The 19,780-nt window shown below is 30.7% G+C and carries 18 protein-coding genes; 9 read left to right on the plus strand and 9 right to left on the minus strand.

The genetic code is table 11. The features are described 5' to 3' along the window. Genes CX675_RS00460 through CX675_RS00470 form a run of 3 tightly spaced genes read left to right on the plus strand, consistent with a single transcriptional unit; the run spans position 1 to position 5,174 of the window. A complete protein-coding gene (locus tag CX675_RS00460) occupies positions 1 to 3,150 on the plus strand; it encodes an efflux RND transporter permease subunit (RefSeq protein WP_130733247.1) in 3,150 nt (1,049 codons plus the stop codon). A 10-nt stretch (positions 3,151 to 3,160) separates the two neighbouring features. Next, complete coding sequence (locus CX675_RS00465) at positions 3,161 to 4,552, plus strand: efflux transporter outer membrane subunit (RefSeq protein WP_130733248.1); 1,392 nt, start codon at positions 3,161 to 3,163, stop codon at positions 4,550 to 4,552. Positions 4,553 to 4,592: 40 nt separating this feature from the next. Next, positions 4,593 to 5,174 carry a TetR/AcrR family transcriptional regulator gene (locus CX675_RS00470; protein WP_130733249.1) on the plus strand — a complete coding sequence of 194 codons (582 nt, stop codon included), beginning with the start codon at positions 4,593 to 4,595 and terminating at the stop codon, positions 5,172 to 5,174. Here CX675_RS00470 and CX675_RS00475 read toward each other — a convergent pair. Next, the gene (locus tag CX675_RS00475; protein WP_130733250.1) at positions 5,171 to 5,644 is read right to left on the minus strand and encodes a CYTH domain-containing protein; all 474 of its coding nucleotides are present in this window, start codon (positions 5,642 to 5,644) and stop codon (positions 5,171 to 5,173) included. The genes CX675_RS00470 and CX675_RS00475 overlap by 4 nt on opposite strands. A 158-nt stretch (positions 5,645 to 5,802) precedes the next feature. On the opposite strand from CX675_RS00475, the gene dinB reads away from it, so the two are divergent. Continuing rightward, on the plus strand, positions 5,803 to 6,915 hold the full coding sequence (gene dinB / locus CX675_RS00480) for a DNA polymerase IV (protein ID WP_130733251.1): 1,113 nt from the start codon (positions 5,803 to 5,805) through the stop codon (positions 6,913 to 6,915). Between the two features lie 36 nt (positions 6,916 to 6,951). Here the strand turns inward: dinB and CX675_RS00485 are convergent, their stop codons facing one another. Further along, entirely contained in the window at positions 6,952 to 7,149 is a 198-nt protein-coding gene (locus CX675_RS00485) for a helix-turn-helix domain-containing protein (RefSeq protein WP_130733252.1), read from the minus strand. A 150-nt stretch (positions 7,150 to 7,299) separates the two neighbouring features. Here CX675_RS00485 and CX675_RS00490 point away from each other — a divergent pair, with 150 nt between their 5' ends. Together CX675_RS00490 and CX675_RS00495 are read left to right on the plus strand one after the other, a co-directional pair. After that, the gene (locus CX675_RS00490; protein ID WP_130733253.1) at positions 7,300 to 9,057 is read left to right on the plus strand and encodes a hypothetical protein; all 1,758 of its coding nucleotides are present in this window, start codon (positions 7,300 to 7,302) and stop codon (positions 9,055 to 9,057) included. Between the two features lie 205 nt (positions 9,058 to 9,262). Continuing rightward, on the plus strand, positions 9,263 to 9,538 hold the full coding sequence (locus CX675_RS00495; RefSeq protein WP_130733254.1) for a hypothetical protein: 276 nt from the start codon (positions 9,263 to 9,265) through the stop codon (positions 9,536 to 9,538). A gap of 95 nt (positions 9,539 to 9,633) precedes the next feature. On the opposite strand, the gene CX675_RS00500 is transcribed toward CX675_RS00495, so the two are convergent. The 7 genes from CX675_RS00500 to CX675_RS00530 form a co-directional block, all read right to left on the minus strand. After that, complete coding sequence (locus CX675_RS00500) at positions 9,634 to 11,664, minus strand: hypothetical protein (protein WP_130733255.1); 2,031 nt, start codon at positions 11,662 to 11,664, stop codon at positions 9,634 to 9,636. A 157-nt stretch (positions 11,665 to 11,821) separates the two neighbouring features. After that, on the minus strand, positions 11,822 to 12,583 hold the full coding sequence (locus tag CX675_RS00505) for a Bax inhibitor-1/YccA family protein (RefSeq protein ID WP_130733256.1): 762 nt from the start codon (positions 12,581 to 12,583) through the stop codon (positions 11,822 to 11,824). 26 nt (positions 12,584 to 12,609) lie between these two features. Then, positions 12,610 to 14,040, minus strand: a complete 1,431-nt coding sequence (pyk, locus tag CX675_RS00510) for a pyruvate kinase (protein WP_130733257.1) — start codon at positions 14,038 to 14,040, stop codon at positions 12,610 to 12,612. A 5-nt stretch (positions 14,041 to 14,045) separates the two neighbouring features. Continuing rightward, the gene (locus CX675_RS00515) at positions 14,046 to 14,522 is read right to left on the minus strand and encodes an IPExxxVDY family protein (RefSeq protein WP_130733258.1); all 477 of its coding nucleotides are present in this window, start codon (positions 14,520 to 14,522) and stop codon (positions 14,046 to 14,048) included. 115 nt (positions 14,523 to 14,637) lie between these two features. After that, a complete protein-coding gene (gene rnc / locus CX675_RS00520) occupies positions 14,638 to 15,381 on the minus strand; it encodes a ribonuclease III (protein WP_130733259.1) in 744 nt (247 codons plus the stop codon). Positions 15,382 to 15,385: 4 nt separating this feature from the next. After that, positions 15,386 to 16,639: a beta-ketoacyl-ACP synthase II gene (gene fabF / locus CX675_RS00525; RefSeq protein ID WP_130733260.1), complete on the minus strand. Its 1,254-nt coding sequence runs from the start codon at positions 16,637 to 16,639 to the stop codon at positions 15,386 to 15,388. A gap of 292 nt (positions 16,640 to 16,931) precedes the next feature. After that, positions 16,932 to 17,168: an acyl carrier protein gene (locus CX675_RS00530; protein WP_002988156.1), complete on the minus strand. Its 237-nt coding sequence runs from the start codon at positions 17,166 to 17,168 to the stop codon at positions 16,932 to 16,934. Between the two features lie 173 nt (positions 17,169 to 17,341). Between CX675_RS00530 and CX675_RS00535 the strand changes: the two genes are divergently transcribed. The 3 genes from CX675_RS00535 to serS all read left to right on the plus strand — a co-directional run bounded on the left by CX675_RS00535 (position 17,342) and on the right by serS (position 19,744). Beyond that, entirely contained in the window at positions 17,342 to 17,905 is a 564-nt protein-coding gene (locus CX675_RS00535; protein WP_130733261.1) for a phosphoribosylglycinamide formyltransferase, read from the plus strand. A 4-nt stretch (positions 17,906 to 17,909) separates the two neighbouring features. Continuing rightward, positions 17,910 to 18,383, plus strand: coding sequence for a ribonuclease HI (locus CX675_RS00540; protein WP_130733262.1), 474 nt, complete (start codon positions 17,910 to 17,912; stop codon positions 18,381 to 18,383). Positions 18,384 to 18,472: 89 nt separating this feature from the next. Beyond that, the gene (serS, locus tag CX675_RS00545; RefSeq protein ID WP_130733263.1) at positions 18,473 to 19,744 is read left to right on the plus strand and encodes a serine--tRNA ligase; all 1,272 of its coding nucleotides are present in this window, start codon (positions 18,473 to 18,475) and stop codon (positions 19,742 to 19,744) included. The last annotated feature ends 36 nt before the right edge of the window (positions 19,745 to 19,780 follow it).

A 19,780-nucleotide genomic window follows, 5' to 3' on the forward strand; every position in this document is an offset into this window, starting at 1 on the left:
ATGTTTTCAAAATTTATTGACAGACCCGTATTGTCAACAGTGATTTCTATTATCATTGTTATTTTGGGAGTGTTAGGGTTAATCTCACTTCCTGTTTCACAATACCCAGAAATAGCACCGCCTACCGTAACGGTTGCCGCAAATTATCAAGGAGCAAGTGCTGAAGTTGTAATGAATTCGGTAGTTATTCCATTGGAAGAACAAATTAATGGAGTTGAAGACATGACTTACATGACTTCTACTTCAAATAATGACGGTTCAGCAACTATAAATATTTATTTTAAATTAGGAACGAATCCCGATTTAGCTGCGGTAAACGTGCAAAATCGTGTTTCAAGAGCAACACCTTTATTGCCTCAAGAAGTAACACGTGCTGGAGTAACAACCGCAAAAAGGCAAAGTGATAACATTTTGATTTTTTCACTCTATAGTGAAAATAAAGAGTATGATATGACTTTTCTTCAAAACTATGCGAATATTAATATTTTACCAAAAATCAAACGTGTTCCAGGTGTGGGTGAAGCGGTAATCTTTGGACAAAAAGATTATTCGATGCGAATTTGGTTAAAGCCTGATGTAATGGCGGCTTATGGATTAGTACCTTCAGATGTAACTAATTTATTAGCAGAACAGAACATAGAAGCAGCACCAGGGCAATTAGGAGAAAGTGCAGATCAATCTTTTCAATATACTTTAAAATATAAAGGACGTTTACAAAGTACTAAAGAGTTTGAGGAAATTATTGTACGCTCTACTGAAAATGGAGAGATTCTTAAACTGGGAGATGTAGCTAGAATTGAATTGGGTGCTGTAAATTATGCGAGTAATACGTTAACCAATGGGAATCAGTCGGTGGCTATTGCTATTGCACAAACAGCAGGTTCCAATGCACAAGAAGTAATTGAAGGGTCATTACAAGTATTAGATCAATCTTCTGTTAATTTTCCAAAAGGAATTAAGTATACCACTTTAATTAATGCGAATGACTTTTTAAGTGAATCCATTACCAAAGTTATCCACACTTTAATTGAAGCCTTTTTATTAGTATTTGTGGTGGTATTTATTTTCTTGCAAGATTGGAGATCAACACTTATTCCGGCTATTTCTGTACCTGTAGCTATCGTAGGAACCTTCTTTTTCTTGAGTATTTTTGGTTTTACCATCAATTTATTAACCTTATTTGCTTTAGTATTAGCTGTAGGAATTGTAGTAGATGATGCAATTGTAGTCGTGGAAGCAGTCCATGCCAAAATGGAAGCAGGAGAACATAATCCTAAAAAAGCGGCTCACAGTGCCATGAATGAGATTAGTAGTGCTATTATTTCGATTACTTTAGTCATGTCTGCTGTTTTTATTCCCGTTTCTTTTATTAATGGTTCAGCAGGAGTTTTTTATAAACAATTTGGATTAACATTAGCTGTATCGATTGTTTTATCTGCTATTAATGCCTTAACGCTTTCACCCGCTTTATGTGCTATTTTCTTGAAACATCATGACAAAGACGAAGAGAATAAAGGCGTGTTAAAACGTTTTTATAGTGCCTTTAATGTTGCTTTTGATGCTACTACAATAAAATATAAAAAATCGGTGGAGTTTTTCATCAAACGGAAATGGTTAGCCTTTTTAGGAATAGCTCTTTTTGCTGGAATTTATGTTTTATTATTAAATGTTACACCAAAAGCATTTGTACCAAGTGAAGATACTGGAGCTATACTTTCTGATGTTTCGCTTCCTCCTGGAACTTCATTAGAACGAACAGAAGAAGTATTATTGCAAATTGAAAATAAAGTAAAAGATATACCCGAAATAAAAGAAGTGCTTCGAATTTCTGGACGAAGTTTAATCAGTGGTACAGGAAGCAATTACGGAATGGTAATTGTAAAATTAAAACCATGGTCTGATCGCCCTGAAAAGAATCAAGAAGTAACCGCTATTGTTCAAGACTTATTCAAAAGAGCAGCAGCTGTAAAAGACGCAAGGGTTTTGTTTTTTGCACGCCCTACTCTAGTTGGTTTTGGTTTTACCAATGGTTTTGAGTTACAGTTGCAAGATCAAAAAGGTGGTTCTATCAAAGAGTTAAGCGAGGTGAATAACTCGTTTTTAAAAGCTTTAAATGGTAGGCCAGAGGTAAAATATGCAGCTACTTCTTTTTCACCAAATTATCCGCAATATAGAATTGATTTGAATGTTGCTGCGATTAAAAAATCTGGTTTAGCGGTTACCGATATCTTAGGAACCATGCAAGGCTATTATGGAGGAGTGTATGCATCTAACTTTAATAAGTTTGGTAAACAATATCGAGTTGTATACCAGTCTGAACCGCAATTTAGAAGTGATCCAGAATCATTAAATAAAGTTATGGTTCGTAATAATAATGGTCAAATGGCTCCAATTTCTCAATTTTTAACTTTAGAAAAAGTTTTTGGACCGCAAGCTATAGATCGATTTAACTTATTTACTTCGGTAAAAATTACAGGAGCACCTAATGAAGGTTTTAGTACAGGAGATGCCATTAAAGCAGTGGAAGAAGTAGCCAGTCAAAGTTTGCCATTAGGTTACGGATATGAATTTTCAGGAATGACAAGAGAAGAAATTAGTGCAGGAGGACAAACACTTTATATTTTCTTATTATGTTTAATATTTGTCTATTTCTTATTAGCCGCTCAATATGAGAGTTATATGTTGCCTTTTGCGGTATTACTTTCTTTGCCTGTAGGATTAGCTGGAGCCTATATTTTTGCCTATTTTTTTAATGTAAGTAATAACATTTATTTACAAATTACTTTGATTATGTTAATTGGATTGTTAGCCAAGAATGCAATTCTTATCGTTGAGTTTGCTGCAGAAGCCAGAAGGAAGGGTTGGAGTATTGCGCAAGCTGCGGTTCAAGGTGCAGTAGCTCGTTTACGACCGATATTAATGACATCCTTTGCTTTTATCTTAGGATTATTGCCATTAATGTTAGCTAAAGGGGCAGGAGCTATTGGTAATAATGCTATTGGAACAGGAGCAATTGGCGGTATGTTAATAGGTACTGTTTTAGGAGTATTTATTATTCCAGTTTTATTTATCATTTTCCAAGCTTTGCAAGAAAAGGTAAGTAGTAAAACGATAGAAACGACACAAACTGAAGAAGCTACAATTGAATAAGAAATTAAAAATGAAAAAACCATATATTATAAAAAGTGTCCTTTTACTAGCGAGTATTTTTTTGTTGCAATCTTGCTTTGTAGCCAAAAATTACGAATCGCCTAAAGTAACAACCGATAATTTATATCGAACAGAACTTAGTAAGGATAGCACTTCAATAGCGATGCTCTCTTGGGAAGAATTATTCTCTGATAGTTTATTACAAGGATATATCAACGAAGGACTGGAGAACAACTTAGACATGCAGATTGCGCTTCAAAATATAACCGCTTCTGAAGCTATGATGAAACAAGGTAAAGCAGGGTATTTCCCTACGCTATCAGCCAATGCAACTTGGACACATCAAGAAACCTCTGAAAACAGTCAGTTTGGGAGGCTTTTTAGTAGTATTGACCAATATGAGTTATCTGGTAAATTGAGTTGGGAAGCCGATATTTGGGGTAAAATAAGAAGTAATAAAAGAGCGTCGGTTGCTCAGTATTTACAATCACAAGCGGCAAAACAAGCCATACAAACGCAATTAGTTGCCAATATCGCTTCTTTATATTATCAATTGTTAGCTACAGACGCGCAAATAAAAGTAGTAACACAAACGATAGAAAACAGAAATGAAAGTGTGGAAGTGATTCAAGCTTTAAAAAAATCGGGAAGTGTAAATGAAGTCGCTGTGCAACAAACAGAAGCTCAAAAATATGCAACTGAAATTATTTTGAAAGATTTGGAATATAACCTTAAAGTTTTAGAAAACTCATTTAACCAACTTTTAGGAAAAGCTCCAGGAACCGTTTCTCGATCTACTTTTGAAAATCAAAAAATGGAAGCTAATGTTTCTGTTGGGTTACCAGCATATCTACTAAGTAAAAGACCCGATGTGGTAGCAGCTGAACTCAATTTTAGAAATACTTTCGAACTAACCAATGTGGCTAGAAGTTATTTCTATCCTTCTTTAACGGTAAATGCAACAGGCGGGTTACAAGCTTTAGAATTAAAAGATTGGTTTAATACAAAATCTATTTTTGCTAATATAATTACAGGTTTAACACAGCCTATTTTTAATCAACGTCAAAATAAAACGCGTTTGGAAGTAGCCAAAGCCAATCAACAAAAAGCCTATTTGCAATATGAAAAAGCCTTGTTGGTTGCAGGAAAAGAAGTTTCGGATGCTTTAGCTAGTTATGAAAATGAAACTGATAAATTAAGTATTCGGGAAAAACAACTAGAAGCATTAACTAATGCTGCTTCTTATTCAGATGAATTACTTCAATATGGTTTAGTGAATTATTTAGAGGTATTAACGGCAAAAGATAATGCCTTAAATACAGAAATTAGCTATATCGACAATAAATACAAACAAATGAATGCCGTTATCTCATTATATAAAGCATTAGGTGGTGGAAACTAATTAAAGCCCTGTGAGAGCAGGGTTTTTAACTTTATTTTCTATGGAACGAAAAAAAGAAATAATTGAAAAAGCATTAACTCATTTTCTTAAAAATGGAAGCAAAATTATTACTATGGATGATATTGCTAATGAATTTCGATTGTCTAAAAAAACGCTTTATTCGCTGTTTGAAAATAAAGAAGCACTCTTAAAAGATGCTGTCGATTTGTTATGGAACAATTTTTTAGATGAACTAACCTTAATTAAAAATAAGGAAGATAATCCACTATTAAAAATTATTGCTATTTATAAAGTAGCAATTGAAAATATTAGCAATATCAATCCTATTTTTTTAATCAGTTTAAAAAAATACCATCATGATGCTATGGATGTTTACAAGTATTATAAAATGTTCATGTATAAAGATGTGGTTAAGCCTTTATTAGAAGAAGCTAAGACAAAACAATTGATCCGAGAAGATATCGATATCGAATTGTTTCATAATATTAACTTTGAAGACATCGATGAAAAATTATGGAAATACAAAGTGTTTGAAAATTATTCCATTCCTCAAGCAATCGATTACTTCATTATTCTAAAATTAAAAGGAATTCTCACCAAAGAAAATTTCGATTTATTCTAATTTTTCCAGCTTGTAAATGGATTTTTACTCAAATAACTATTATAATATCTAGCATCTGTTGTTACTTCTTCTCCTAGCCAGTCTGGGCGTTCAAAAGTTTCGTCTTCTTGTGAAAGTTCTATTTCAGCCAGTACTAAACCTTGATTTTCTCCAGCAAAAACATCTACTTCAAACACATGAATACCTACAATAACTTCATAACGAGTCTTATCAATTATCCCTTTTTCACATAGCGTTAATAACTGCTCTGCTTCTTCAATAGGAATCTCTTTTTCCCATTCCATTCGCGTCATCCCAGAACTCGTACTCTTCCCTTTAATTGTCACATAACCATGATCACCTTTAATACGAATACGAACTGTTCTCTCAGGCAAACTAGACAAATAACCTTGTACAATACGATTGTGTTTTACTGCTTCTTTTATAAAAGCATTTGATGTTACTAAAAATTTGCGTTCAATTTCAACCATAAGTACTGTTTTTATTTTTCGAAGCTATTTCCTGCTATCCGTTACAATCTTTTATTGCCAAAGAAAGTATAAATCTCTTATCAAAAGAATTGTTGGCAATAAAAGGATTTTCACTGCTATCAGGGCTAGGCTAACCAAATATACTATAAATTTGTAATATGGAAGAGGGAATTCAATATCGAAAAATTATTCATATAGATATGGATGCATTTTACGCGTCTGTAGAACAAATGGATCATCCCGAATTGAAAGGAAAACCTCTAGCTGTAGGAGGAAGCGAAGCTCGAGGCGTGGTTAGTGCTGCGAGTTATGAAGCACGCAAGTTTGGAGTTCGTAGTGCTATGAGTGGTGTGCAAGCCAAGCGCAATTGCCCCGATTTAATTTTTGTAAAACCTAGATTTGACCGCTACAAAGAAATTTCTAGAAAAATTAGAAAAATATTTTTTGAATATACTGATTTGGTGGAACCGCTATCTTTAGATGAAGCGTATCTTGATGTTACCGTAAATAAAAAAAATAATCCTAGTGCTTCTTTAATTGCTCAGGAAATCAGAAAACGCATTTTTGAAGAAGTAGGACTCACCGCTTCTGCTGGAATTTCAATCAATAAATTTGTGGCTAAAGTGGCTTCCGATTACAACAAGCCCAACGGACAAAAAACAGTCAATCCAAGCGAAGTGGAAGCTTTTCTAGAAAAACTAGACATCAAAAAATTTTACGGAATTGGAAAAGTGACTGCTGAAAAAATGTACCAACTGGGCATTTTTACAGGATATGATTTGAAACAAAAATCATTGGAATTTCTAGAAAAGCATTTTAGCAATAGTGGACCCTATTATTATCAAATATGTAGAGGGATTCATAATAGTCAGGTAAAACCTAATAGAACCATAAAGTCAGTAGGTGCAGAACGTACTTTTTTTGAAAACCTTTCTTCAGAAGTATTTTTAGAAGAAAAAATAATCAGTATTGCTAACGAACTAGAAAAACGCTTGCAAAAAAGTAAAATAGCAGGAAAAACCATTACTTTAAAGCTAAAATATTCCGATTTTACGTTGCAAACCAGAAGTAAAACGTTACCCTATTATATTTCCGATAAAAGTTTATTAATAGATATTGCTAAAGAGTTATTGTATCAGGAACGATTAAAAGACTCGGTGCGTCTTTTAGGGTTGTCTTTGCATAATTTAAACAATCAGGAATCTAAAAAAACAACAGAACCGAAACAAAAAAGTATATCCATACAGCTTCAATTTGATTTTAAAGAATAAGTTTTTGATTACTTACCTTCCAGAATTTTCAATGTATTAAAAATCAAATAATTCTTTAGGTTCTATTCCAAGAGCTTTTGCAATACTATAAATATTTGACAAAGATGTATTAACTACACCTCTTTCAATTCTACTAATTACAGATACATCCACATCACAATCAATAGCAAGTTGAGCTTGAGTTATATGTTTGTCCAACCTTATTTTTTTAAGATTTAAGCCAAACTTTTTCATAAATTTTATATCTACATTTTTACGCACATACAAAATTTGTTTATTATCTTAAAAATTACATAGGAGTTATTGTCCTAGTTGGTAATAATTTTTTTACTTTAGCGTTTTAAAAAAATCTATTAACTTTAAAATCTGTATATGAAACAAACAATGAAAAATTTATACTGTTATTTCGTTTTAATTCTACTATTTTCCATTTCATCTTGTGAAAACAATGAAGACATATTAGAAGAAAACATCCAAAACAAAACTAATTTTACGATTAAAAAAGTCAAATACAACGAGCTGATAAAAAATACCATAATTTCTGAAAAAATAAACCAAATTCAGGGTATAAAAACCAAATTAGAAACGAATAAAACAATCTATAATTCTATATACGATTTCTTCATTGCTACTGAAGAAGCCGTATTTATAGATGATGGTATTTCTCAATCGTATACTTTTCCTGTGTACAGACTTGATCAGCCTGTAATAACAGAAAATCTAGTAATTTATATAGACAGTCAAAAAACACTCACTTATCTAGTAGATTATGGTGAGGATATAACTACGATAAAAAACAAATCAAAAACCGAATTAGAAAGAAACAAAGTAAAACATTATCTGTTAGACCTAGATACAAGTGCAATGATAGGTTCCAAAATAGTAGACCCTACATTAGAACTAGTCTGTATTGAAAGTTACTCTTGGGAATTAGTAGAATACCATGAAGGCGATTTAACAGGAGGACCGTTATATGAATATGGTTGGGTCTTACAAAGCTCCTCTTGTGCTTGGGTTTCCAATGGCGGTGGTGGTGGCACCAGCGGGAGTGATGGCAGTACTAGTGGAAATGATGGTAGTACTGGCACTACGGGTGGCAGTGGTAGTCTTAACGGTGGAGATACGGTAAACACAACCCCTACAAGTATAAGTGATATGAATGGAGGCGGTTCTGGAGTGTCTTTAAATCAAGCATTTAGAGATCAATTAAATGAAGAACAAAATGAATGTTTAAACTCACTATCTTTAACTCAACAAAGAGACATTAGAAATTATATAAATGATTTAGCAAGTACTACTAATGCCGTAAGTATAATCCCTTATTTTAATAAGGTGGAAGATTTTATGGATGCGGCTTGTGGTAATCCTGATTTAAGTTTTGACTTTTATTTATCGTTACTCTCACCAGCTTATATTGATTTTTCTGAAATTGATACCACAACTCCAGAAGGACAAAGACTAGACTGTATTTATAAAAAGTTAACTAGTTCTGTAGAATTTAGACAATTATTTGAAGATACTTTTGGTGGTGACCAAGATAAAATTAATGTTAAATTTAGATTGCAGCCTAATTTATTAAGTGTAAATGGATTACCTTCAGATGGAAATTGTACCCCTACAGAAGTAATCAATGGCAATTATTATACAGTTATTACTATAAATAGCGATATACTTACTGGAAATTTAGAAAAAGCAAATATTTTAATTGCCAAAACCATTATACACGAATACTTACACGCTTATTTAAATCTTAAATATTTAGATATAAATCAAGGAACTACTTTAAGCTTTTTATCTAATTTACAATTAGAAGAGCTAATGTATTATTATTTCACACCAGCTACGGAACATGATTTTATGTTTAACCAAATGATTCCAGTATTTCAGAATATTTTATCTGAAATCATCAGTGAATTATTGTCGACTGAAGATATAGCTGATACTAATAATAATCCAATAACAGATGCAAATGGAATAGTTATAGAAAACTTTAATTTTATGAATTTTTATAAGTATATTGCTTATGAAGGTTTACATAATTCACAGAGCTATATGAATGATATAGAAAGTAATCCAATTGAAAAAAGAAAACATATAGAATACAATAATTATGCAAAAAACTCATCAAATGATTGTCAATAAGTTAAATTTCTGTTTATTAATATTCTTTATTTTTTTCTCTAAAAACATATCATTTTCTCAAACCTTGGAAGAAATTAAAAAAAATGATACTATATATATTTATTTTGATATTGATATAAAAAATACAATTAAAAAAAACGCAGTCAGTACAGGAAAATCAATTTTTTATGAAAATTTTATAACGTATGAATTTAATACTAATTTTATGAATACAATTATTTTCATAAGTAATACCTATAAAAATCGGGATGACATAAGAAAAGGAATTAAAAATGATGAAAGAATAGAAAGGAAATCATTTTTAAAGAGAAACAAAAATATTATTTTAGATTATGCCTTTTTTGAAAGGTATGGTTTTAAAGAGACTTTTTTTGAAATTTATAAAAAAACAGTCTATTTAATAGATAAAGAAGAAATAAAAGGCAGAAAAATAAAAGTGAAACAAGTAGATATAGCATGCTATACTTGCTTTGAGGAATAATTTTAAAAGACTAGTAATAATTTACTAGTCTTTTTTGTTTTAATTAAGAGTTTTAAATATTGAATTTTTAAAACTAATTCTATTAAAGTTTTTTTTCAATTCAACATAATACCTTCAAGATTAAATAATTTATAACACTTATTTGAAACAGTGCGATTTATATTGTTTTTATCAATTATTAAATCTTCAAAATTATAACCTGGTAATGAAAAGTCTTTAGGAATTTCTAAAAGTAAAAGATTATTGTTTTTTAATAAAATGTAATTTATATCATAACCATTTGGATAAGACACATAAAGTGATATAGCATTTTCAAAATCAAGTTTTGTTGAAAGTTCTAGGGGTAATTTTTTAAAAACTTCTTCTTGTTTATTTGTTTTGAATGTATTTTTTACAAAAGATACATGTAGTTCGTTTTGAGTATTTGAATTTAAAATTTTTTGTAAAAATACATGATTGTCAATTTTATTCTTTATTTCTTCTTTTATACTTGAAAAATTTTTGAGAGGAGTTATTTTTTCATTTATTGGCATTAATAAATCATAAATTATTCTCCCATCAGAATTTTTATCAATTAATTTTGCAATCCAACAATTTCCATCATAATTGGTAGATCTTATATCCATTATACGAGATGATTTAATTTGAAATTTTTCCAGTTCACTTCTTTCAGCATGAAGTAAATCATAAAGTTGTTTGTTAGGATTTTCAATTCTAGATTTTATAACATGTGAAAGAAAAGGAACTAAATTTTTAATTTTAATTTTCACTTCTTTTGCCCTTATACTATCTTTAAGGTAGTATGAATAACTCTTAAATGTGTTATAGAAGTTAAGCTTGTTAAAATCATCTATAGATTTATCCATTATAATTTCTACAATAGCATTTTCAAAATCATTTTGATATTTAGAATCTAAATCAGCATAGGCTTTAGCAATTTTATTTCCATCAGAAAAGTAATGCTTCTCTATTGTATCATTTATTTTAAAATTAGAACCAATTAAAATCTTATTTATATTTATATTTAATTTAGTCAATTCATTAATGTAAGTTCCTCTTCTTTGAGAAGCCATACTACTATTTGCAATTCTTGCTACATTATCATTCATTACATTTAAGAATGATTTTATAAAAATTTCCCAATTATAAGTTTGAGCCGCTAGTGTCGCTATTCTCTTTTGCTGAAATAATGGTGCATTATCATAACTACATGAACCAACTAGTCGGTTTTGTCTCATTAAGTTTAGAGCTCGCTCCTTTGATATAAACTTAGCAGTAAAATCTTCTAAATAAGGATTTGTAATTTTATTGCTCTCAGCATATAAAAGAGCATCTTCTATAAGAATTTTAAAATTGTTGTCAATTTTAAAAAGACTATCTGAAAAAAAATTTTGTTTTGATTGCCATTTTTGTAAATCTTTCATACTTAAAAGATAATTCTCCTTTACGTATGAAGGTTTATTAGTTTTAATTTCAAAGTATTTAACAAGAGAGTCTAAAATTGTCTTCTGATGTATTAAATTTTCTTTTTTATTATCAAAAAAAATAATTGTTTCTGGCTTAACTATTGCATCTGTATATTTAATAAAATCTGCATACTTCACAGGTATTTTCTTTATTTTAAAATTTTCATTTAAAATAAAACCTTGGATTACAGATTCATTCTTTTTTTCATTTGTGTAGCAAACATAAAAAAGATTGCTACTATTATTGTTTAATGAATCTGAAAAATTCATGGTAATACTATGACTATTGTTGTTTTCAATTTCAAAAGAGTTTATTACTAATAATTTTTTTTTATCATAATTTGTATAATTACTTTTTATAAGTAAAAGATCTTTATCTATTTGAAGGTCTGGAAATTTGTTAGCTAATTCATCTATATTTTTACATTTATGAAGCATTGATAAAAAATCATCATTTTTTTTTATTACAATTTTAAAAAAACTTCCAGTTGCTTGAGGAATTGCATTAAAAATTGGAGTTAAACCTTTTTTATATTTCTTCTCTTTAAGTTTTATTATAGTATTTAATTTTGAAATATTTTCTTCATTTATTATTTCTTCCTGAGAAAATAATGTATTGCTGAAAAAAACTAAAAAAAAGAAATATTTTAAATTTTTCATTATCTAATTAATGTTATTTTTTTCAATTTATTAATCTTTCTTTTGTGCGTTTTATTTAAAACGAACATTAATACAAATATAATTTTAAAATATTTTGTTTCTATTAAAAAAGCAACTCTTTTGAGTTGCTTTTTTATTTATTAAATTGTAAAATGAATTAATCTCTACTTGATAATTTAGCTAAAAGTCTTAAAAATTCCACGTATAACCATACTAATGTAATCATTAATCCCATAGCGCTAAACCATTCCATATATTTAGGTAATTGTCTTTGAGCTCCTTTTTCAATTAAATCAAAGTCTAAAAATAAGTTTAAAGCAGCAATGATTATTACAAAAATACTAACCCCAATACTTAATAAAGAATTGCCCGCATGTATGGGTTGGAAATTGATAAAAAAGGATAAAATCCATGTAATTAGATAGTAGCTAAAAATAGCTAAAGTAGCTGCAATAACAATTGATTTGAATTTTTCTGTCACTTTTACAATTTGATATTTGTACAAAGCAAAACAAACGATAAAAGTAACAAAAGTACAACTCACAGCTTGAATTACAATGCCAGGATATGCTGCTTCAAAAAATGCTGAAATTCCTCCAATAAAGAGACCTTCAAATAAAGCATAACCAGGCGCAACCCACGTTGATGTTTGCGGCTTGAAAGAAGCAATTAAAACAAGAACAAAACCAACTATTCCGCCACCAACTGTTAAAAGCATTGGGTTGTATCCCATGTAAGCTAAAAACCATGAAATCAAAGCTGAAGTTAATAATGTAGCTAATAAAATATAACTTTTATTAATTGTTCCATTAACAGTCATTGTATCTTCATAGGTAATAACTGTTGTATCTTCTATAGATCTAGATGTATTGTTAAATGTTTTCGATCCTAAAAAAGGATTTTTAGATTTTAAATTCATAAAAATAGTTTTAACAAAGATACAAATTATTCTATTTCAGAAACACGTAAGGTGTTTACCATTCCTTTTTTAACAATTGGCATGGCAGCCAGATTAATTACCATGTCGCCTGGTTTTACATAACCTCTTTCTTTACATATTTGATTAATATCATCGACAGTGTCATCAGTACTTACAAATTTATCATAGTAATACGCTCTCACGCCCCATAATAAATTTAATTGTGTTAAAATACGTTTGTTAGAAGTAAAAACTAAAATATGAGATTTTGGTCTCCAAGCCGAAATTTGAAAAGCAGTGTAACCACTATTAGTTAACGTTGTAATGGCTTTGGCAGCAATGTCATCTGCCATAATAGCAGCATGATAACAGATAGATTTAGTAATAAAACGCTTCGTACGTACATGAGGTGCATTTAAAGGCACTTTAATAAGTGGCGAATCTTCAACGCTTTCAATAATACGAGTCATGGTTTCAATTACTTGAACAGGATAGTTTCCTACTGATGTTTCTCCAGAAAGCATTACTGCATCTGCACCATCCATAACCGAATTGGCTACGTCATTTACTTCAGCTCTAGTAGGAGTCAGACTTGTAATCATAGTTTCCATCATTTGTGTTGCAACAATTACTGGAATTCGAGCCGTTTTCGCTCTATGAATCAGTTTCTTTTGAATTAAAGGTACTTGTTCTGCCGGAATTTCTACACCTAGGTCTCCACGAGCAACCATCAAAGCATCACAAAAGGCTACAATTTTATCGATGTTCTCTACCGCTTCGGGTTTTTCAATTTTTGCTACAATAGGAATTTTGTGATCCGAATGTTTTGCAATTAAGTCTTGTAACTCTTCTAGGTCTTTTGGTGTTCTTACAAAAGATAAGGCAATCCAGTCTACTTTGTTTTCAATCGCAAAAATAGCATCTTTAATATCTTTTTTAGTTAATGCAGGTAATGAAACTTTGGTATTAGGTAAATTAACTCCTTTTTTAGATTTTAACGGACCACCTTGAATAACAACGGCTTCTACTTCTGTTTTCTTATCAGTTTTAACTACTTCGAAAATAAGTTTACCATCATCTAAAAGAATGCGTTCACCTGGGTTAACATCTTTTGGAAACTCTTTATAATTCATGTATACTTTTGAAGCCGTTCCTAAAATATCTTCTGCTGTAGTAAATGTTATTTTATCTCCTTTTGCGACTACGACATCTTCTTTCATGACTCCAACTCTTAATTTTGGACCTTGTAAATCTGCTAGAATAGAGGTAGTATAGCCAAATTCATCATTTAGCGCTCTAATCATATCTATTCGTTCTTTAACGTCTTCATAATCAGCATGGGAGAAATTAATTCTAAAAACATTAACTCCAGCTTCAATCATGTCTTTTAATACATCTTTTGAACTAGTTGCAGGCCCTAAAGTAGCTACAATTTTTGTCTTTTTTGTTGTTGGCATTTTAATTAAAAAATTAAATTATTTTTTGATTTAAGTTTGTTCTGATTAATTGGGTACACCATGGCAATCTGTTCTATTTTTGACAGTTTTTGAAGAATCTCTTCCAAAGGAAAAAAACAGGTTTCAATATTTTCAATTTTTAAAATGTAGTCAGCTTTTTTGTGTTCAGGCAAAACATACATAGTAATGTCTATAGAATCAAAAATTCCATTGGTATTTTTTTCAGAGGTTATGGCAGTAGCCTTATTTTCAAATACATTCCAAATAATATCATGAATTTCATCATCAAACACAAAGTGACTGAAAGCTCCTCGACCTTCTTTAGTCTCAATTTCAATATTGGTTTCATTTTTATTTAATCGAATAGCCAATGCTTTATTTATAAAATAGGCCAAACGATAGTCTTCCAAACTAGAATGTATGGCAATAAGCTCATAATCTATCGAAATAAAATCATTTATCTGAATTTTATGAATAGCCATATCTTTGAAAAAATAAGTTGTAAATATACTATTTATAATATATAAAAAGTATTGTTTTTAAAGAAGTTAAGGAATGTTTACTAACGAAAACGTTTTAGTAATGCTATTTTTTTACTTATTTTTTGTTAATTTTTTCCTGAAGTGCAAAATAGGCTCTTTTGGCAGCTTTTTCTTCTGCTTTTTTCTTTGAAGTGGCTCTTCCTTTGGCTACTATTTTTTGATCAATAGTCAGTTTTACTCCAAAATACTTTTGTTCTTCAATACCAGTATCGTCAAAAACATCAAAATTAAATTGCTTTTTTTCTTTTTGACACCATTCGATAACTAAACTTTTATAACTAATAACTTTACCTTCTAACTTTGGAATGTCAACATAAGGTTCAATTACTTTTTGGTAAATAAATTTCTCACAGTAATTAAAACCTTTGTCAAGATAAATAGCTCCAATAAAGGCTTCAAAAATATTCCCATGTATGTTCTCTCCAAAATGTTGTGGGTTTACTTTGCTTTCAACAAATTGAATTAAATTGAAGTCTCTTCCTAATTCATTTAAGTGTTCTCTACTTACAATTTTTGATCTCATTTTTGTTAAATAGCCTTCATCTCCAGTAGGTACTTCATTGTATAAATGAGCCGCAATAACACTACCTAACATAGCGTCTCCTAAGAACTCTAAACGCTCATAATTAAAGGGGTTTCCTTTTTCATCTACCTTATTTGTAGAACGGTGAGTAAACGCTTTTTTGTAATAACGAATATTAACTGGTTGAAAACCTAGTATTTTGGCAATTTTATCAAAAAAAATCCCGTCTTCTGGAGAACGGGAATTTTTTATTATTTTATTGAAGAGTTTACGCATAAATTTATGCTTCAAGTTTTTTAAATAATACACAAGCATTGTGTCCACCAAAACCAAAAGTGTTACTCATAGCTACTTTGATATCTCTTTTTTGCGCCTTGTTAAGAGTTAAATTGAGTTCTGGATTAATATTTTCATCCACTGTAGTATGATTAATCGTTGGAGGAATAATACCATTTTTAATAGCTAAAATAGAAGCAATAGCTTCAATACCACCAGCTGCTCCAAGCAAATGCCCAGTCATTGATTTTGTAGAATTAATATTGATGTTTTTTGCATGATTACCAAAAACAGCACTAATCGCTTTTAATTCGGCAACATCTCCTAGCGGAGTTGAAGTTCCATGTGTATTAATATGTTCTACTTCTTCTGGGTTAATACCTGCATCTTTCAAACAATTTTCCATTACAGCAATTACTCCGATTCCTTCAGGATGTGGAGCTGTTAAATGATAAGCGTCAGAAGATAAACCACCACCACCTATTTCACAATAGATTTTTGCTCCACGTGCTTTTGCATGCTCATATTCTTCTAAAACTAAAGCACCTGCACCTTCGCCTAATACAAACCCATCACGAGTAGCATCAAAAGGTCTTGAAGCGGATTCTGGACTTTCATTTCTAGTGGATAAAGCATGCATCGAATTAAAGCCACCCATTCCTGCTATAGTTACAGCTGCTTCAGAACCACCAGAAATTATGACATCGCACATTCCTAAACGAATGTAGTTGAAGGCATCTATCATGGCATTAGCTGAAGAAGCGCACGCAGAAACAGTAGTATAATTTGGTCCCATAAAACCATTTCGCATAGAAATATGAGCGGGTGCAATATCTGCAATCATTTTTGGTATAAAGAAAGGGTTAAATCGTGGTGTGCCATCTCCAGCAGCATAATTTAATACTTCCTCTTGAAATGTTTCTAAACCACCAATTCCAGCACCCCATATAACCCCTACTCGGTGTTTGTTTACATTATCGGTAGTTATGCCTGCGTCTTTTATAGCTTCGTCACTTGCAACAATGGCATATTGAGAAAATTTGTCTAAACGTCTAGCCTCTTTTCTATCAATGAAGTCCTCCACTTTGAAGTTTTTTACTTCACAAGCAAATTTAGTCTTATGTTTTTCTGTATCATAATAGGTAATTGGAGCTGCTCCGCTTTTTCCGCTGATTAATGCATCCCAATATTCTTGAATGTTATTTCCTATTGGAGTTAGCGCTCCTAAACCAGTTACTACAACACGCTTTAATTGCATATAGATATGTTTTGATTATATAAAAAAACCCAAAGTGCTTTTAATAATAACTAAAAGAAACAATGGGTATTACATAGTTTATTTTTATGATTGTAATACAATCAATGTTTTCTACTAATAATAAAATAAATTTTCATCATAAATATATAAAAATATTTTTGAAAACCTATTTAATCGATTCTTTAATCATAGTTCTTGTTATAATTAAAGATGTCCTTACTGTAACATAAGGCTAAGAGAAAAGCGAAACAAGAACACCCATGTGATAATACACCAAATGGGTGTTTTGATATTATTTCTTAGCTTCCTCGATGTAAGAAATAGCTTGACCTACAGTAGCAATGTTTTCAGCTTGATCATCTGGAATTTGAATATCAAATTCTTTTTCGAATTCCATAATTAGCTCAACAGTGTCTAATGAATCAGCTCCTAAATCGTTAGTGAAGCTAGCTTCAGCTACAACTTCATTTTCGTCAACACCTAATTTGTCTACGATAATCGCTTTTACTCTTGATGCAATGTCTGACATAATCTTTTAATTTTAATTTAATTTGTTGGCAAAAATAAAAAACTTTATTTTAAAACAACCTTTTTGTTACTAAATAAGACTACGAAATTAAAAAAAATAATTCATAAAGACTTCATTTTTCTATTTTTTACCAATTATTATTCTTTTTTTTGTGTAATAAAAATTACAGGATAATGAAAAAAATAGTCATATTTGCTTCTGGTACTGGTTCCAATGCCGAGAAAATAATATTACATTTCAAAAAATCAAGTCTAGCAAACGTAGTCGGTATCTTTTCAAACAATTCGCGTGCCAAAGTATTACAAATGGCAGAAAATCATGCTGTTTATGCTGTTGTTTTTAGCAAAGAAGAACTAAATGATGGTGTGGTTTTAGAAAAAATAAATGCGATTCAGCCCGATTTAATTGTCTTGGCAGGTTTTTTATGGAAATTTCCAGAATCGATTATTCATCAATATCCTGATAAAGTAATTAATATTCACCCAGCTTTACTTCCTAAATATGGTGGGAAAGGGATGTATGGTATGCATGTGCATCAAGCAGTATTAAATAATAAAGAAGAAGAAACAGGGATTACCATTCATTATGTGAATGAGAATTACGATGAAGGTGCTTTTATTTTTCAAAAAGCGGTTCCTGTTACTGGTTGTACAACACCAGAACAAATTGCTGAAAAAGTACACCAACTAGAACATGAGTTTTTTCCTGCTGTAATAGCATCTCTATTAAAGCCATAATTTTATGCACGAAGTACATATATATACAGACGGTGCGGCCAAAGGAAATCCTGGGACAGCTGGTTATGGTGTAGTGATGGAATTAGTGGGTACACCTTATAAAAAAGAATTTTATGAAGGTTTTCGTTTGTCTACCAATAATAGAATGGAATTATTAGCAATTATTGTTGGTTTGGAAAAATTAAAAAACCCAAAAACAAAAGTTTTAGTAGTTTCAGATTCTAAATATGTGGTGGATGCTGTTGAAAAAAGATGGGTGTTTCAATGGGAAAAAATAAACTTCAAGAATAAAAAAAACCCTGATTTGTGGATACGATTTCTAAAAGTGTATCGTAAACATCAAGTTGATTTTAAATGGGTTAAAGGGCATAATAATCATCCTCAAAATGAGCGTTGTGATGCCTTGGCTGTAATGGCTTCTCAACAAGAAAAATTATCCATTGATGCCTTTTATGAAGCGAATGAGCAGTCATTTTAAAAAACAATTTCTTCATTTTAACTTTTACGTATATTTTCGGGAAACTAAAGGCAAATTCATTAAATTTGCCTCTTAAAATTTTAAAAATCATGTTACAAGTAGCATTTATTAGAGAAAACAAGGAAGAAGTAATTAAGCGTTTAGCCAAAAGAAATTTAGAAGCTAAAGACTTAGTAGAATCAGTAGTTGCATTAGATGAAAAAAGAAGAGCAACTCAGGTAGAATTAGATAACATTCTTGCGGAATCCAATAAGCTATCCAAAGACATTGGTGCTTTAATGAAGAGTGGAGAAAAAGCTAAAGCAGAGATTTTAAAAGAAAAAACAGCTAAGTTTAAAGAGCAAACTAAAGAATTAACGGAAACCTTGCATACAGTTACGGAAGCTTTGCAAGCTGAACTATATAAAATTCCAAATCTTCCAGCTGAGATTGTACCTATTGGGAAAACACCAGAAGAAAACGTAACGGTTTTTGAAGAAGGAGATATCCCGCAACTATACGAAGGAGCTTTACCTCATTGGGAATTAGCAAAAAAATATGATATCATAGACTTTGATTTAGGTGCTAAAATAACTGGAGCAGGATTTCCTGTATATAAGGGTAAAGGAGCTAAGTTGCAACGTGCATTAATTACTTATTTTTTAGACAAAAATACAGATGCAGGTTATCAGGAATTTCAAGTCCCACATTTAGTAAATGAAGCTTCTGGATATGGGACAGGACAATTGCCAGATAAAGAAGGTCAAATGTATCATGTAGGGGAAGATAATTTATACTTAATTCCTACTGCCGAAGTACCAGTAACAAATCTATTTCGTGATGTTTTATTAAATGAAAACGAATTGCCTATTCTTTGTACGGGTTATACCCCTTGCTTTAGAAGAGAAGCAGGATCATATGGTGCTCATGTGAGAGGTTTAAATCGTTTGCATCAGTTTGATAAAGTAGAGATTGTTCGTATAGAACATCCAGATAATTCATATACTGCACTAGATGGAATGGTGGAGCATGTTAAAGATATTTTAAAAGAGTTGAAATTGCCATATCGTGTACTGCGTTTATGTGGTGGTGATATGGGATTCGCTGCTGCTTTAACGTATGATTTTGAAGTGTTTTCTACAGCACAAGACCGTTGGTTAGAAATCTCTTCAGTATCTAATTTTGAAACTTTCCAATCCAATAGATTAAAATTGCGTTTCAAAGATAAAGAAGGTAAAAATCAATTGGCGCATACTTTAAATGGTAGTTCATTAGCCTTACCAAGAGTATTAGCGGGTATTTTAGAAAATTATCAAACACCTGAAGGAATTGTGGTTCCAGAAGTGTTACGAAAATATACTGGTTTCGATATCATTAACTAAATAGTTAATCTTCACTTAATAATGTACTATTTTAAC

It is taken from the genome of Flavobacterium sp. J27, from assembly GCF_004303025.1.
GTDB lineage: Bacteria > Bacteroidota > Bacteroidia > Flavobacteriales > Flavobacteriaceae > Flavobacterium.